14 protein-coding genes are annotated in these 15,035 nt (G+C 71.4%); 7 read left to right on the plus strand and 7 right to left on the minus strand.

The genetic code is table 11. From position 1 onward, the window contains the following. Positions 1-53: 53 nt before the first annotated feature. Both OG792_RS30435 and OG792_RS30440 read right to left on the minus strand, forming a co-directional pair. Positions 54-872 (minus strand): sugar phosphate isomerase/epimerase family protein, encoded by an 819-nt coding sequence (locus OG792_RS30435; protein WP_329104689.1) that lies wholly within the window; start codon positions 870-872, stop codon positions 54-56. Continuing rightward, a complete protein-coding gene (locus OG792_RS30440) occupies positions 869-2,047 on the minus strand; it encodes a Gfo/Idh/MocA family protein (protein ID WP_329104691.1) in 1,179 nt (392 codons plus the stop codon). The genes OG792_RS30435 and OG792_RS30440 overlap by 4 nt, the downstream gene beginning before the upstream one ends. Before the next feature lie 216 nt (positions 2,048-2,263). On the opposite strand from OG792_RS30440, the gene OG792_RS30445 reads away from it, so the two are divergent. From OG792_RS30445 to OG792_RS30460, 4 genes are all read left to right on the plus strand, one after another. Beyond that, positions 2,264-3,286, plus strand: coding sequence for a LacI family DNA-binding transcriptional regulator (locus tag OG792_RS30445; protein ID WP_329104692.1), 1,023 nt, complete (start codon positions 2,264-2,266; stop codon positions 3,284-3,286). Positions 3,287-3,353: 67 nt separating this feature from the next. Then, complete coding sequence (locus OG792_RS30450) at positions 3,354-4,406, plus strand: Rv2578c family radical SAM protein (RefSeq protein ID WP_329104694.1); 1,053 nt, start codon at positions 3,354-3,356, stop codon at positions 4,404-4,406. A gap of 70 nt (positions 4,407-4,476) precedes the next feature. Further along, on the plus strand, positions 4,477-4,884 hold the full coding sequence (locus tag OG792_RS30455) for a CoA-binding protein (RefSeq protein WP_329104696.1): 408 nt from the start codon (positions 4,477-4,479) through the stop codon (positions 4,882-4,884). Between the two features lie 89 nt (positions 4,885-4,973). Next, a complete protein-coding gene (locus OG792_RS30460) occupies positions 4,974-5,531 on the plus strand; it encodes a DUF4190 domain-containing protein (protein ID WP_329104698.1) in 558 nt (185 codons plus the stop codon). 3 nt (positions 5,532-5,534) lie between these two features. Here the strand turns inward: OG792_RS30460 and OG792_RS30465 are convergent, their stop codons facing one another. Then, on the minus strand, positions 5,535-6,383 hold the full coding sequence (locus tag OG792_RS30465; RefSeq protein ID WP_329111531.1) for an SDR family NAD(P)-dependent oxidoreductase: 849 nt from the start codon (positions 6,381-6,383) through the stop codon (positions 5,535-5,537). Positions 6,384-6,576: 193 nt separating this feature from the next. Between OG792_RS30465 and OG792_RS30470 the strand changes: the two genes are divergently transcribed. Further along, a complete protein-coding gene (locus OG792_RS30470) occupies positions 6,577-7,272 on the plus strand; it encodes a DUF4190 domain-containing protein (RefSeq protein ID WP_329104700.1) in 696 nt (231 codons plus the stop codon). 68 nt (positions 7,273-7,340) lie between these two features. Here OG792_RS30470 and OG792_RS30475 read toward each other — a convergent pair whose 3' ends face one another. Next, entirely contained in the window at positions 7,341-8,294 is a 954-nt protein-coding gene (locus OG792_RS30475; RefSeq protein ID WP_329104701.1) for an HpcH/HpaI aldolase/citrate lyase family protein, read from the minus strand. A 174-nt stretch (positions 8,295-8,468) separates the two neighbouring features. Between OG792_RS30475 and OG792_RS30480 the strand changes: the two genes are divergently transcribed. Together OG792_RS30480 and OG792_RS30485 are read left to right on the plus strand one after the other, a co-directional pair. Continuing rightward, positions 8,469-9,266 carry an SDR family NAD(P)-dependent oxidoreductase gene (locus OG792_RS30480; RefSeq protein ID WP_329111534.1) on the plus strand — a complete coding sequence of 266 codons (798 nt, stop codon included), beginning with the start codon at positions 8,469-8,471 and terminating at the stop codon, positions 9,264-9,266. A 316-nt stretch (positions 9,267-9,582) separates the two neighbouring features. Then, the gene (locus OG792_RS30485; protein WP_329104703.1) at positions 9,583-10,935 is read left to right on the plus strand and encodes a hypothetical protein; all 1,353 of its coding nucleotides are present in this window, start codon (positions 9,583-9,585) and stop codon (positions 10,933-10,935) included. A gap of 132 nt (positions 10,936-11,067) precedes the next feature. On the opposite strand, the gene OG792_RS30490 is transcribed toward OG792_RS30485, so the two are convergent. The 3 genes from OG792_RS30490 to OG792_RS30500 all read right to left on the minus strand — a co-directional run bounded on the left by OG792_RS30490 (position 11,068) and on the right by OG792_RS30500 (position 15,033). Then, the gene (locus OG792_RS30490) at positions 11,068-11,580 is read right to left on the minus strand and encodes a pyridoxamine 5'-phosphate oxidase family protein (RefSeq protein ID WP_329104705.1); all 513 of its coding nucleotides are present in this window, start codon (positions 11,578-11,580) and stop codon (positions 11,068-11,070) included. Positions 11,581-11,698: 118 nt separating this feature from the next. After that, positions 11,699-13,915 carry an APC family permease gene (locus OG792_RS30495; RefSeq protein WP_329104707.1) on the minus strand — a complete coding sequence of 739 codons (2,217 nt, stop codon included), beginning with the start codon at positions 13,913-13,915 and terminating at the stop codon, positions 11,699-11,701. A 149-nt stretch (positions 13,916-14,064) separates the two neighbouring features. Continuing rightward, positions 14,065-15,033: a DMT family transporter gene (locus OG792_RS30500; RefSeq protein ID WP_329104709.1), complete on the minus strand. Its 969-nt coding sequence runs from the start codon at positions 15,031-15,033 to the stop codon at positions 14,065-14,067. Positions 15,034-15,035: the final 2 nt, after the last annotated feature.

A 15,035-nucleotide genomic window follows, 5' to 3' on the forward strand; every position in this document is an offset into this window, starting at 1 on the left:
CAGGTCATGTCGCGACGATCATGCCGGGCCGGAAAACTGATTCGACCCCGCCGCTACCCCACCGCGGTCAGGTAGCCGGCGAGCGTGGCGTCCAGAACCTCGCGCCCCGGACGCGCCCACACCCCGGCATGGAACACCTCGACCTCGATCGGTCCGGTGAAACCGGTGGCGTCCACCGCCTCGGCGAACCGGCGCAGGTCCACGCAACCCTCGCCGGGCAACCCGCGCCCGAGCAGCACCCCCTCCGGTAGCGGGGTGAGCCAGTCGGCGAGTTGGAAGCAGGCGATCCGCCCCTCCCGGCCCGCCCGGTCGATCTGCGTCCACACCTGGTCGTCCCACCACACGTGGTACGTGTCGACCACCACCCCGACCGCCTCGGCCGGGTACGGCGCGGCCAGGTCGAGCGCCTGCCCGAGACTGGCCACCACACACCGGTCGGAGCAGAACATCGGGTGCAGCGGCTCGATCGCCAGCCGGACCCCGGCGTCGAGCGCGTACGGCACCAGTGCGCCGATCGAGTCGCCCACGTGCGCCCGTGCCCCGTCCAGGTCCCGGCCGCCGTCGGGCAGTCCGCCGGAGACCAGCACCAGCACCGGGGCGCCGAGCGTCGCCGCCTCGTCGATCGCGCGCCGGTTCTCGTCGTACCAGTCGGGGGTGTTGAAGAAACCGCCGCGGCACAGTGAGGTGACCGCGAGCCCGGCGCCCCGGACCAGCGCGGCGGTTTTCGCCACGCCGTAGGCCCGGGTCTCCTCGCGCCAGAGGCCGACCTGGCCGACCCCGGCGTCGACGCAGCCGGCGACGAGGTCCTCGATCGGCCAGTACTTGGTGGTGGCCTGGTTGAGCGAGAACCGGTCGCGCACGGACTCGCTCATCGGTTGGGCTCGCCGGACAGCTCGGGGATCTCGATCCGAACGCCGTCGCGGGCGGACCGCAGCCCCAGCTCGGCGAGCTGTACGCCGCGTGCGCCGGCCCACAGGTCCCAGGCGTACGGGTGGTCCTCGACCACGTGCCGCAGGAACAGCTCCCACTGCGCCTTGAACCCGTTGTCGAACTCCTCGTTGTCCGGCACCACCTGCCACTGGGACCGGAAGTCCTCGGTGGCCGGCAGGTCCGGGTTCCAGACCGGCTTGGGCGTGGTCGACCGGTGCTGGATCCGGCAGTTGCGCAGCCCGGCGACGGCACTGCCCTCGGTGCCGTCGACCTGGAACTCGACCAGCTCGTCGCGGTAGACCCGCACTCCCCAGGAGGAGTTGATCTGGGCCACGATCGGGCTCGACTGGCCCGGCCGATCGATTTCGAAGATGCCGTACGCGGCGTCGTCGGCGGTCGCGTCGTACGGCTCGCCGGCCTCGTCCCAGCGCGTCGGGATGTGCGTGGTCGCGTGCGCCGTCACCGCGCTGACCTGGCCGAAGATCTGCTCCAGCACGTAGTGCCAGTGCGGGAACATGTCCACCACGATGCCGCCGCCGTCGGCCGCCCGGTAGTTCCAGGACGGGCGCTGCGCCGGTTGCCAGTCGCCCTCGAAGACCCAGTAGCCGAACTCGCCCCGGACGGACAGGATGCGGCCGAAGAAACCGCCCTTGACCAGCCGGTCGAGCTTGCGCAGGCCGGGCAGGAAGAGTTTGTCCTGCACCACACCGTGCTTGATGCCGGCGGCGTCGGCGAGCCGGGCCAGCTCGACCGCGCCGGAGAGGTCCTCGGCGGTCGGCTTCTCGGTGTAGATGTGCTTGCCGGCCTCGATCGCCAGCCGGAGCGCCTTCTCCCGCTGGGCGGTGACCTGGGAGTCGAAGTAGATCTGCACGTCCGGTCGGGCCAGCGCCGCGGTCAGGTCGGTGGTCCACTCGGTCAGGCCGTGCCGCTCGGCGATCTCCCGGAGCTTGTTCTCGCTGCGGCCGACCAGCACCGGCTCGGGCCAGAGCCGGGTGCCGTCACGCAGCGGCAGGCCGCCCTGTTCGCGGATCGCGAGCAGTGACCGGACCAGGTGCTGTCGGTAGCCCATGCGGCCGGTCACGCCGTTGAGCACGATCCCGATCGTGGTACGGGCCATGCCGTTGCCTCCTCAGGCTGTCGCGGTCGATCCAGCTAGCTGTTCGATCCGGGGGGTTTCGGGTACGGGACACGCCGACAGGCGATAGGTAAGCGCTTTCCTGCGCACGTTACTGGTCCGGACCCGGATTCGGCAAGGGCTTTCCTTATGGCCGGACCGGCTCGCGCTATCCTCACCTCCAGCCGGCTTCAGGGCGGCCGGGGAGAGGTCGGATCGATGGCCACCTTGGCAGATGTGGCGCGCCGCGCAGGGGTTTCCCCCGCGACCGCGTCCCGGATCATCAACGGCAGTGCAAAACCGGTCACCGACGCGCTGCGGGAGCGGGTGTTGGCAGCGGTCGAGGAACTCCAATACGTCCCGAACGCACACGCCCAACTACTCGCCCGCAACCACCGATCCGCCGTCGGCGTCATCGTCCACGACGTATCCGACCCCTACTTCGCCGAAATCACCCGCGGACTCCAACGCATCGCCACCGAACACGGCCGACTCGTCATCATCTGCAACACCTACCGCGACCCCGACAAAGAACTCGAATACGTCGAACTCCTCCGCGCCCACCAAGCCGCCGCCATCATCCTCGCCGGCAGCGGCCACCACAACGAAACCTTCACCAACACCCTCGACGCCAAACTCCGCGTCTACCAAGCCACCGGCGGCCACATCGCCGTCATCGGCCGCCACGAACACACCGGCCACGCCGTCATCCCCGCCAACGAAACCGGCGGCTACCTCATCGGCACCGAACTCTACGCACTCGGCCACACCCACCTCGGCGTCATCGCCGGCCCCAAACACCTCACCACCACCACCGACCGCCTCACCGGCCTACGCCACGCCGCCCGCGACCACGGCCACAAACTCCCCACCCGCAACATCGCCTACGCCAACTTCGACCGCGACGGCGGCGCCACCGCCACCGCCCACCTCCTCGACACCCAACCCCACCTCACCGCCATCGCCGCCCTCAACGACACCATGGCCATCGGCGCCCTCGCCCTCCTACGCACCCGCGGCATCAAAGTCCCCCAACACATCAGCATCACCGGCTTCGACGACATGCCCATCGCCCGCGACGTCACCCCCACCCTCACCACCGTCCGCCTCCCCCTCGCCGACATGGGCGCCCGCGCCATGACCCTCGCCCTACAGGCACCCGACCCGACCAACCACCACCAGGTGGAACACGTACCGGCCGAGTTGATCCGGCGGGAGAGCACCGCGCCACCGCCCGCCTGACCGGGCCGGACGCCGGGCGGCGGGTCGGACTTGCACCGATGGTCGAACACGTGTTCGAATCAGGGTCATGCGCTGGGAAAACCTGTCCTTCGCGGCGGTCGGCGCCGGGGCGACCGATCCGGCGGCACCCGCGGCACCACCCCTGCCGCTGGCGCTGCCCGACGCGGTCGCCCGGACCTTCGACACCCCCGGCTTCGCCGGGATGACCTTCTATGAGGTACGCGCGAAGTCGATCATCAATCGGGTGCCCGGCGCCTCCCGGGTGCCGTTCGAATGGACGATCAACCCGTACCGGGGGTGCTCGCACCGGTGCGTCTACTGCTTCGCCCGGAACACGCACACGTACCTCGACCTGGACGCGGGGCAGGACTTCGACCGCAGGGTGATCGTCAAGGTCAACGCCGGTGAGCTGGTCCGCCGGGAACTGGCCGCGCCGAAGTGGCGGGGCTCCCACATTGCCATGGGCACAAACGTCGACTGCTACCAGCGGGCCGAGGGCCGTTACCGGCTGATGCCGCAGATCATCTCGGCGCTGCGCGACTTCGCCAACCCGTTCTCGATCCTCACCAAGGGCACCCTGCTGCTGCGGGACCTGCCGCTGCTCCGGCAGGCCGCGACGGTGACCCGGGTCGGCGTGTCGTACTCGGTGGGTTTCGTGAACGAGCAGCTGTGGCGCACGGTCGAGGCCGGCACCCCGAGCCCGCGACGGCGGCTGGACGCGATCCGGCAGTTGACCGACGCCGGCTTCCCGGTCGGTGTGCTGATGGCCCCGATCCTGCCCGGCCTCACCGACACCGACGAGTCGATCGAGGCCACCGTCGCCGCCATCGCCGCGGCCGGCGCGGTCAGCGTCACGCCGATCCCGCTGCACCTGCGGCCCGGCGCCCGCGAGTGGTACGCGAGCTGGCTGGCCCGCGAACACCCCACCCTGGTCCCCCGCTACCGCGAACTGTTCGGCAGCGGCTCCTACCTGCCGCAGAGCTACCAGCGGGAGATCGTGGCCCGGGTCAGGATGGCCGCCCGCCGGCACGGCCTGCTCCGCTCCGAACCCGGCGAGACCCGCCAGGTGCCGGCGCCGGCACCGGAGCAACCCGCGACCGAACAGCTCACCCTGCTCTGATCCGCCGGGTCGACCGGCGGGCGCACGTTGCGCGGTGCCGACGGGCACCGACCGGAGCTAGAGTCGCCTCGTGCGAGATGCCCAACAGATCCTGGCCGACGCCAAGGTGATCGCGGTGGTCGGTGCCGCCCGCGACCCGATGAAGGCGGCCCACCGCGTGCCGCTCCAAATGCAGCGGTACGGCTGGCGGATCATCCCGGTCAACCCGGTCGCGGAAGAACTCTTCGGGGAGAGGGTCTACCGGTCGCTGGCCGACATCCCGCACCCGGTCGACCTGGTCGACGTGTTCCGGCCGGCGCAGGACGCGGTCGAGGTGGTCCGGGCGGCGATCGCGATCGGCGCCCCCGCGGTTTGGCTACAGCTCGGAATCGTCTCGGCCGAGGCGCGCCGGCTGGCCGAGCAGGCCGGGATCGACTACGTCGAGGACGCCTGCCTGGTGATCGAACGAGCGAACGGCAACCTGACCCGCCTGCCCTGATCCCCCTAACGGTCACGGCGTCAGTCGACCCAACCGCCGCGCACGGACTCGCTGGTCAAGTAGCGTCCGGAGCGAGGAGGGCGATTGGTATGAGCTACCCACCACCGGGCGAGAACCCCGATCCCCACCAGCCCCAACCGCCGTACGGCCCGCCGCCCGGCGACCCAGACCAGTACGGCCCACCACCAGACCAGTACGGCCAACCACCGGGCCAGTACGGCCCACCCGAGCAGTACGGCCCACCCGAGCAGTACGGCCAACAGCCCGGCCAGTACGGCCAACCACCACCCGAGCAGTACGGCCAGTACGGTCAACCCGGCCAGTACGGCCCGTACGGCACCTACGGTCAGCCGGGACAGTACGGCGGCCAACCCGGCGGCTACCCACCCGGTTACGGGCCGCCGACCGGCACGAACGTACTGGCGATCCTGTCGCTGGTGTTCGCCTTCGTCTTCGCGCCGGCCGGCATCGTGCTGGGCCATCTCGCCCGCAGGCAGATCAGGCAGACCGGGGAACAGGGCAACGGCCTCGCCACCGCCGGCCTGGTACTCGCCTACATCTTCACCGCGTTCTACCTGATCTTCTGCTGCGGCTGGCTGGCGCTAGCGATCTGGGGCGGTGACAACGCGGCCGGCACCTCCTACTGACCGCTACCGGAACTGTGCCTCCCGCACGCTGTTGCCGCCGTCGACAACCAGCATCTGACCGGTGATGTACGAGGCCGCCGGGGAACAGAGGAACGTGATCGCCGCCGCCACCTCGTCCGGGGTGCCGGGGCGGCCGACCGGCGTACCCAGGCCCTGCTTGAGCTCGGCGACGGTGGATGCGGCGGTGTAGATCGTGCCCGGCGCCACCGCGTTCACGGTGACCCCGTCGGCGACCATCTCCATCGCCAGCGCGCGGGTGAGGCCCACCACACCGGCCTTGGCCGCGGCGTAGGCGGCCTCGGTCGGCAGCGCGTTCACCGGTCCGGCGGTCGCGGCGAGGTTCACGATCCGGCCCCAGCCGCGCTCGGCCATACCGCCGATGAACGCCCGGCTGCACAGGAAGGCGGTGGTCAGGTTCCGCTCGATCTCACCGTGCCACTCGTCATAGGTGAGCTGCGCGACCGGACGCAGCACCTCCGGGCTCGCCCGGCTGGCCAGGCCCGCGTTGTTGACCAGCACCTCCACCTCGCCGAGCTGCTCGGCGATGGCGTCGGCGAGCGCGCCCACCTCCGCCTCGTCGGTGAGATCGGCGACAAAGCCGGTCGCGCCGAGCTCGCTGGCCCGGTCGTGGATACGCCGGGTGGTCGACACGATCCCCACCCGCGCGCCGAGATCACGCAGCCGGCGGGCGGTGGCGTACCCGATGCCGTCCGGACTACCGGCGCCGGTGACCAGCGCGACCCGGCCGTCCAGGCGGAGCGTGATCGGCTCGCTGTCGGGCAGGGCGGTGGGTTCGTCGGAGTCGTCGACCGGGACGCCACCCGGCGGTGCGGTCCGGTTACGGCGAGCCAGCGCGGAACGTGAAGCGTCCCGCCGGGGTCGGCTGCCGGCACGTTCACCGGCGCGCGCGTCGAATGCCATGCCGCGATCCTGCCCGGTCCCGCCAATCCGGGCAACGCGGCACCCCCACCGACAGCGGGCGGATGTCAGTGGCGATCTGCCACTACCCTGGCTGCCGCATCCCCTGCGTAGACGGAGAGACCCGATGAGCGACCCCCAGCAACCCGGCAACTGGAACGCCCCGGCCGGGCCGAGCCAGCCACCGGACAGCCCGCAGAGCCCGGCCTACCAGCCCCCGCTCGGCGCACCGGACCCGACCGCGTACCAGAACCCGACCTACCAGGATCCGACCGCGTACCAGAACCCGACGAGCGCGCCCGCGTACCAGGATCCGACCGCTTTCCAGTATCCGGCCGGGCCGCCCGCCGGACCGGCGTACCCGTACCCGCCCGGCCCGGACCCGGCGAGCGCGTACCAGTACCCGGCCGGCAGCCCGGACCCGGCGGCCCAGTACCAGTACGCCGACCCGGCGGCCTACCAGACGCCGCCCGGCTATCCGGCCCCGGCCGGCTACCCCGCCCCCGGCTACCAGCCGGGCTACGGCTACCCGGTCGCGGCGCCGCAGAACGGGATGGCGGTCGCCGCGCTGGTGGTGTCGATCGTCTCCGTGCTCGGGCTCTGCGGCTACGGCCTCGGCGGTTACCTCGGCATCGTCGGCGCGATCCTGGGCCACGTCGCCAAGCGGCAGATCCGCGAGCGCGGCGAGAGCGGCGGCGGGATGGCGACCGCCGGCGTCATCATCGGCTGGATCACGACCGCGATCGCGGTGATCGCCACCATCGTCATCATCATCGGCATCGTGTACGTGTCCCAGAACCCGGACGAGTTCGCCACCTACTGAGTTCAGGTGCCGGCTGACACCGGTGCCGCCGGGCCTGCGGCCGGCCCCGCCCGTCGGGGCCGGCCGGCTCAGTCCGGCACGGTGAAGGTCGACGTACGGCTCAGCCCGGCGGCCCGGCCCTTCGCGGCCATGACCAGCGCCATCTTGCGGGACGCCTCGTCGATCATCTCGTCGCCGAGCATCACCGCCCCGCGCCGGCCGCCGGCAGCCGAGGTGTAGTGCTGGTACGCGTCGAGGATCAGCTCGGCGTGGTCGTAGTCCCGCTGGGACGGTGCGTAGACCTCGTTCGCGGCCTCGATCTGGCCGGGGTGCAGCACCCACTTGCCGTCGAAGCCGAGCGCGGCCGAGCGGCGGGCCGCCTCGCGGAAACCGTCCACGTCCCGGATTTGCAGGTACGGGCCGTCGATCGCCTGCCGGTCGTACGCGCGGGCGGCCATCAGCAGCCGCATCAGGATGTAGTGGTACGGGTCGCCGGGGTACTCGGGGATGAGCGCCCCGACCACCATCGACCGCATGTTGATCGACGCCATGAAGTCGGCCGGGCCGAAGATGATCGTCTCGACCCGGGGCGAGGCGGCGGCGATGCTGTCGACGTTGACCAGGCCGGCCGCGTTCTCGATCTGGGCCTCGATGCCGATCCCGCCGACCGGCAGGCCGAGGGCGCGCTCGATCTGGCCGAGGGTGAGGTCCAGCCACTCGACGTGGCTGGCGTTGCTCACCTTCGGCAGCATCACGCAGTCCAGGTTGGCGCCCGCCCCCTCGACCACGTCGACCACGTCCCGGTACGTCCACGGCGTGGTGAGGTCGTTGACGCGTACGGCCCGGATCTTGCCACCCCAGTCGCCCTCGTTGAGCGCGGCGACGACGTTGCGGCGGGCCTCCGGTTTGGCCAGTGGCGCGACCGCGTCCTCCAGATCGAGGAACACCTGGTCGACCGGGAGCTCCTGGGCCTTGCCGAGCATCTTCACGCTCGATCCGGGCACCGCGAGACAGGACCGGCGGGGGCGGCCAGCTGCGGCCATCGGGCGCTCCTTCCACCACCCGGTCGGCGGTGCTGACCGGGTGGAACGATCACGACAATCTTTGTGACCACACGGTAACCTCGCGCCATGACCGGCGAGGAGCGACCTGTCGAAGATGTCACCGGGCCGACGCCGCCCGGTCCGCCGGTCACCGGCCGGCGGACCGGACTCCGGGTGGTGATCACCGGCGCCACCTCGGGCATCGGCCTGGCCGCCGCCATCGAGCTGGCCGGACGCGGCGACGAGGTCGTCCTGGTCGGGCGGCATCCGGCCCGTCTGACCGCCGCCGCCGATCAGGTACGCGACGCGAGCGGCATCCGCCCGGCCGAGTTCCGGGCCGACTTCGCGGTGCTCGACGACGTACGGCGACTCGCCACGCAACTGCGTGCCGCCTACGACCGGATCGACGTGTTGGCCAACAACGCCGGTGCGGTCAGTCCCCGCCCGGTGACCACGGTGGACGGGTTCGAGTTGACCATGCAGGCCAACCATCTCGCGCCGTTCCTGCTCAGCAGCCTGCTGCGGGACCGGGTCGACCGGATGGTGACCACCGCGTCCGGCGCGCACCGGTGGGGTGCGCTGGATCCGGACGACCTCTCCGCCGCCCTGCGCGACTACCACGTGATGCGCGCGTACGGCAGCAGCAAGCAGGCGAACGTCCTGTTCGCCGCCGAGGCGGCCCGACGCTGGCCGGGAGTGGTGACGGTGTCGTACCACCCGGGCGCGGTGCGTACCCGGTTCGCCAACGAGAGTCGACTGGTCGCCTGGGGCATGAAATACGCCTGGTTCATGCGGTCGCCGGCCAAGGGCGCGGAGACGCTGGTGTGGCTGGCGCACCAGGCCCCCGGCGGACTGACCAACGGCGGCTACTACGCCGATCGTGAGCTGCGCCGACCCCGGCCGCACGCCGCCGATCCGCAGTTGGCCGCCCGGCTCTGGCGGGCCAGCGAGCGGGCGGTCGGGCTGCCCTGAGCGGCGGCATCGGCCGGACACTCCACTATCCTCGGATCGACAGTTGAAGCTGTTTTGTCAGTAGTCGCAGTGATGAATACCGTTTTCTGTCGATAATCCGTCAGATTCTATATAGTGCCCGACACAATACGAAGCGTAGCCTTCACGTAGAAGCATCTAGTAGCTTCCGGGGCGGCAGGGCCCTCGATCATTGACCTTGTTGGACCGACCTGAGAAGTCGACGCGGCACTGACGCCGGCGCGACCGAGGTGGGCTACCTAGGCAGGACGGGCAGCGCAGCCGCGCCGTGCGCCGCCCATTCCCCAAGGGCGAAGCCATGAACAACACCGATTTAAATCCATCGGGCGAGCCCCAGGCAGGCGACGACCCGACCCCGAGCCGTACCGGCCTGAGCCGTCGCACCCAGATCATCGCCGCCACCAGCGCCGTCGGTCTCGCCGCGATAGCCGGCACCGGATACGCGATCCTCGCCGGACCCGGCTCCGACCCGGCCCCCATGGTGTACGCCAACGCGGGCACCATCGTCGCCGGCCAGACGTTCGACCGGCCGATCGAGATCGCGGCCGACAACGTCACCCTGCAACGGGTGACCATCCGGACCGGTGGGACGGCGGCCATCCGGATCCGCCCCGGCGTCTCCGGCGCCACCATCACCGACACCGACATCCACTGCACCGACAGCAACACCGACGGCATAGTGCCCGGCGACTACGCGGCGACCCGGGTCACCGTGCAGGGCTGCCGAAGGTCGTTCGTACAGAGCACGGCCGCACCGGCGACCATCGTCGACTCGGAGCAGAACGGCGAGGCGTACTCACCGGACGTACCCGGCGGGGTCGCGGTCGCGCCCACACCCTCCGGCCTCGGCCCGGAGGACCCGCTGCCGAGCCCCACCCGGACACCGACGACGACCCCGCCGACCCCGCTCAGCTACTGGCCCGGCCCGACCACCACCGGCGTGCCGATCGGCACCGTGCTGACCAGCTCGGGCTCGCTCGACGTACGCCAGGACGGCCAGGTGATAACGAACCTGAACATCGTCGGCTGCGTCACGGTCCGGGCCAACAATGTGGTCATCCGCAAGTCACGGATCACCTGCAACAGCCCGACCTTCTCCATCCGGGTCTACGACACGGCGGTCAACCTGCTGGTGGAGGACGTCGAGATCAACGGCACCGGCCGCAACTCCACCTCGGTCTGCTGCGGCAACTACACCCTGCGCCGGGCCAACGTCTACAACATGGTCGACGGTCCCCGCATCGGCACCAAGACCACCATCGTGGACTCGTGGATCCACGACCTGTCCAGGGTGCCCAACTCACACAACGACGCCCTGCAAACCACCGGCGGCAGCAACATGCTGGTCAAACACAACCGGCTGGAGCCGTACAAGGCGAGCACCAACGACCCGCACAACGCCTGCATCATGATCGGCTCGACCACCGCGGACGCGGTCCGCAACCTGACCTTCGAGGACAACTACTGCAACGGCGGCAACTACTCCATCGGGGTACGGGACGACCTGGTCGCCTCGAACATCGTGATCAGGAACAACAAGTTCGGCCGCAACTACCGCTTCGGCGTCATCGCCCGCCCCAACCAGACAGGCGTCCTCTGGGACCGGGCGACCAACGTCTGGTTCGACAACGGCCTCCCGGTCGTCCGTTGACCACCGTCGACCACCGCGCGTTGATCATCGCCCATTGACCAACCGCCCGTTCACCAACCGCCCGTTCACCAACCGCCCGTTGACGAACCGCCCGACGGTCTGCCCCGCCGCCCCGTATCGGGGACAGGCCGGTCAGGCCGTCCGGGCAGCGGCGAGGACGTGCCGGGACTCCTCCGGAAAGCGGCGCTCGTCGAAGAGCACCCACTCGGTCACCGCTATCTCGTAGAGCCGGCTGGGGGTCTCGTGCCGGGCCAGCCGGCCCGGATCGACCGCCACCTCGGCACCCGGCCAGCGGTCCAGGAACGACCGGGCCGCCGCCTCCACCCCGACCGGCGGCAGCGCCCGGACGACACCGGTGAAGGCCACCCCGCGTACGGTTCCGGCCCGCACATCCGGCGGTACGGCGACGATGCTGCCGCCGACCCGCCCGTCCTCCGGTCCGGCCGGCCCGTGCCCACCCGCCCGGTGCCCGTCGGCCGCCTGCCACCGGTCGTGCCGGGCGACGAACCGGAGCAGGTCGGGGGCGAAGTGCGGGTCGTACCAGAGGTTGCCGACCATCGGCGAACCGTCCGCCCGTACGGTCGCCAACTGCATGAGCTGCCCCGCGCGGACGTACTCCTGGAGCAGTTCCCGGTCGTCCGGCATCGGACCAGCCCCTCCCGTGCTCGGCGCGACCGGCGACCACCGGCCCGTACGCCGCCAGCCCAACGTAACCTCGTCCCCTGCGCCGCAGGCGGGAAAGCGGTGGGCGGAACCGGCCGGCTCACTCCGGCAGGTGCACCGGCACGCTGGCGATCACCACTCCGGGCAGGCCGCGCAGGGCCCGGCGCAGCCGCTGGTCGATCGGGGTGTGCAGGAGCCGGTGCCAGGGCCGCTTCACCATCAGCTCCGGCACCACCACGGTGAGCAGCACGTCCGGCCGCAGCTTGTGCAGCGAGTCGAGGTACTGCACCAGCGGCGCGGTGATCGCCCGGTACGGCGTGATGATCGTCTCCAGCCGCAGATGGTCGCCCCAGGTCTGCCACGCCTCCCGGAACCGGTCCGCCTCCTCCTGCTCCGGACTGAGGTGTACGGCGAAGACCGGCGGCCCGAGCGACGCCGCGTACGCCAGCGCCCGCAGGGCGGCCAGGTTCAGCCGGGCCACCGGCACCACCACCAGGTGACGTACGTCCTGCGGGCTCTGTTCGCTCTCCTGGTCGTCCCCGCCCACCGCCCGGTCCCGGGGCCCACCGCCCTCTGCCGGCTGCCCCGGCCCGCCGGCCGGCACCGACGGCGGCCGCAGGGCCAGCGCGTGGTGCATCCGGTCGTAGTGCCGCCGGATCCGCAGCGCGAGCAGCACCAGCAGCGGAATCGCCAGCACCACCACCCACGCCCCCTCGCCGAACTTGGTGACGGCGGCGGTGACCAGCACGATCGCGCAGAGCGCCGAGCCGAACCCGTTGAGCGCCGCCCGCCGGTGCCAGTGCCGGCCACGGTGCCGCCGCCAGTGCACCACCATGCCGGCCTGGGACAGGGTGAAGGCGAGGAAGACACCGACCGCGTAGAGCGGGATCAGCTTCTGGGTGGCGCCGCCGAAGGCGAGGAAGATGATCGCCGCGGCCACCGAGAGGGCGATGATCCCGTTGCTGAACGCCAGCCGGTCGCCCATGTGCAGGAACCGCCGCGGCGCGTAGTCGTCCCGGGCGACGAAGAACAGCAGCCGGGGAAAGTCCTGGTACGCCGTGTTCGCCGCGAGCAGCAGGATCATCGCCGTGGCCGCCTGGATGAAGCCGTACCACGGGCCGGTGCGGAACGTCTGCCGGGCGACCTGGGAGATGAGCGTCTGGTTGGGGTGCGGCACCACCCCGCTCAGGTGGATCAGCAGGCTCAGCCCGGCGAAGAGCACGACCAGGATGCTGACCATCCAGGTCAACGTCGTACGGGCGTTGCGCCACTCGACCGGCTTGAACACCGGGACCGCGTTCGACACCGCCTCGATCCCGGTCATCGAGGTCGCGCCGGAGGCGAACGCCCGCAGGATGACCAGCACGGTGAGCCCCTCGACGGCGGTGACCGGGGGCGTCGGCAACCGTTCGAAGCCGCGCATCCCGGCCTGGGTGAACCCGACGACCAGCAGCAGGACCGCGGCGACGATGAAGACGTACGTCGGCGCGGCGAACAGGTTGCCGGCCACCCGTACGCCGCGCAGGTTGCCGGCGAGCAGGACGGCGATCGCCAGCAGGCCGAGCGGCACGGTGAACCGGGTCAGTCCGGGCAGTGCCGAGGTGATCGCGCTGATGCCGGCGGCCACCGACACCGACACGGTCAGCACGTAGTCGAGGATCAGGCCGGCCGCGGCGGCCAGCCCGAACCGGGGACCGAGGCTGTCGCTGGCCACCAGGTAGGAGCCGGCGCCGTGCGGGTAGGCGCGGACGGTCTGCCGGTACGACGTACCGACGACGATCATCAGCAGCACCACCGCGCCGGCCAGCGGCAGCGCGAGGTTCAGCGCGCCGCTGCCGGCCAGGACCAGGACGGCGAGCAGGGCCTCCGGCCCGTACGCGACCGAGGAGAGCAGGTCGGAAGAGAGCACCGGCAGGGCGACCAGCTTGCGCATCCGTTCCTGGAGTACGGCGGTGCTGGCCAGCGGCGGTCCGAGGATCCCGCGCCGGAGCCGGGCGAGGACCCGGCCGGCTCCCGACTGCGGCAGGTTCGCGGTCTCGGTGGCGAGCAGTTGGTCCGGCTCGTCGGACTTGAACATCTCGATCCGGGCGAGCCGGCCGAACCGGCTCGGGGTGGGCGGATGCCGGTACCGGTCCAGGCTCGGGTCCAGCGGCAGTTCGTCCCAGTCGGCCGGCCGGTCGCGGATGGCCGCCGACCACCGCTGCCCGACCTCGCGCAGCACCGCCAGCTCCTCGGGCCGCAGCGCGGGAAACTCCGCCGACGGGCTGAGCGTCACGGTCGGCCGATCCGCCCCGTCCTCCCCCTCATCCCGCCCCACCCGCCCCCACCCCCATCCCCGTCCCGCTGCCCCTGCCCGCTGCCCCTGCCCCGCACTTTCACTGAAAGAGTGGCCATCGGCACGCGAATAGCCACACTTGCCGAGAAATTGCGGGTTGGGAGCGGCGGGTGGGGTGGCGGCGGGGTCGGTCAGTCCGGGAGGGGGGCGGTTTCGGCGGGGGCGGGGATGGGGGTGGTGCGGCGGTTGGCGCGGGTGTTGCCGAGGATCACGATGGCTACCCCGACGAGTAGCAGGGCGAGGCCGGGTAGGGCGGCCAGTCGGGGCAGCTGGCCCAGCCAGGCCCAGGCGATCAGTGCCGCGCCGGGTGCTTCGAGCAGGATCAGCACACTGATCGTGGTGGCCGAGAAGTGGTGCAGGGCGTAGTTGAACATCGAGTGTCCGAGCAGCTGGGCGCCGGCCACCAGCCCGAGGATGGCCAGCCAGGTCGTGCCGGCGAAGCCGGTCAGCCGTACGCCGCCGACCAGGCAGACGACCAGCAGCAGCGCGGCACAGACCCCGTAGCAGATGGTGGTGTACGTGGTGGTGCTGATCGTGGCGCGGGCCCGCTCCCCGAAGGCGGTGTAGACCGCCGCCGCCATCCCGCCGATCACCGCGAGCAGGTCACCCATGACCGCCCGGTGCGAGTGCCCGAAGTCGGCTCCGGTGGCGAGGGCGGCACCGAGCACCGCCACCCCGATCCCGACCCAGGCGACGGTGGGCAGTCGCCGGCCCTGCCCGAGGGCGATCAGGCCCTGCCAGACCGGCTGGGTGGCGACCAGGGCGGTGGCGGCGGCCACCGAGGTGAGTTGGGCGCTGGGCATCCAGGTGGCGAAGTGCACGGCCAGCGCCACCCCGGACAGCACGCAGAACCAGCCCTCGCGCCGCCCGGCGCCCCGGGTCAGCGTACGGAGTTCGGCCCGGCGCCGGAGCAGGGTGACCGGGCTGAGCAGGCCGACCGAGATGGTGTTCCGCCAGAACGCGATCGCCAGCGCGGGTGCGGCGGCGTACGCGATCAGCGGTGCCGAGGAGGAGACGGCGGCGACCGCGAGGATCACCGCACCGGCGCTCAGTGGGTCGACCGGCGGGCGTCCGGCGGGCGTGACTTGCGGAGATGGCACGG

The organism is Micromonospora sp. NBC_01699 (assembly GCF_036250065.1).
Lineage (GTDB): Bacteria > Actinomycetota > Actinomycetes > Mycobacteriales > Micromonosporaceae > Micromonospora_G.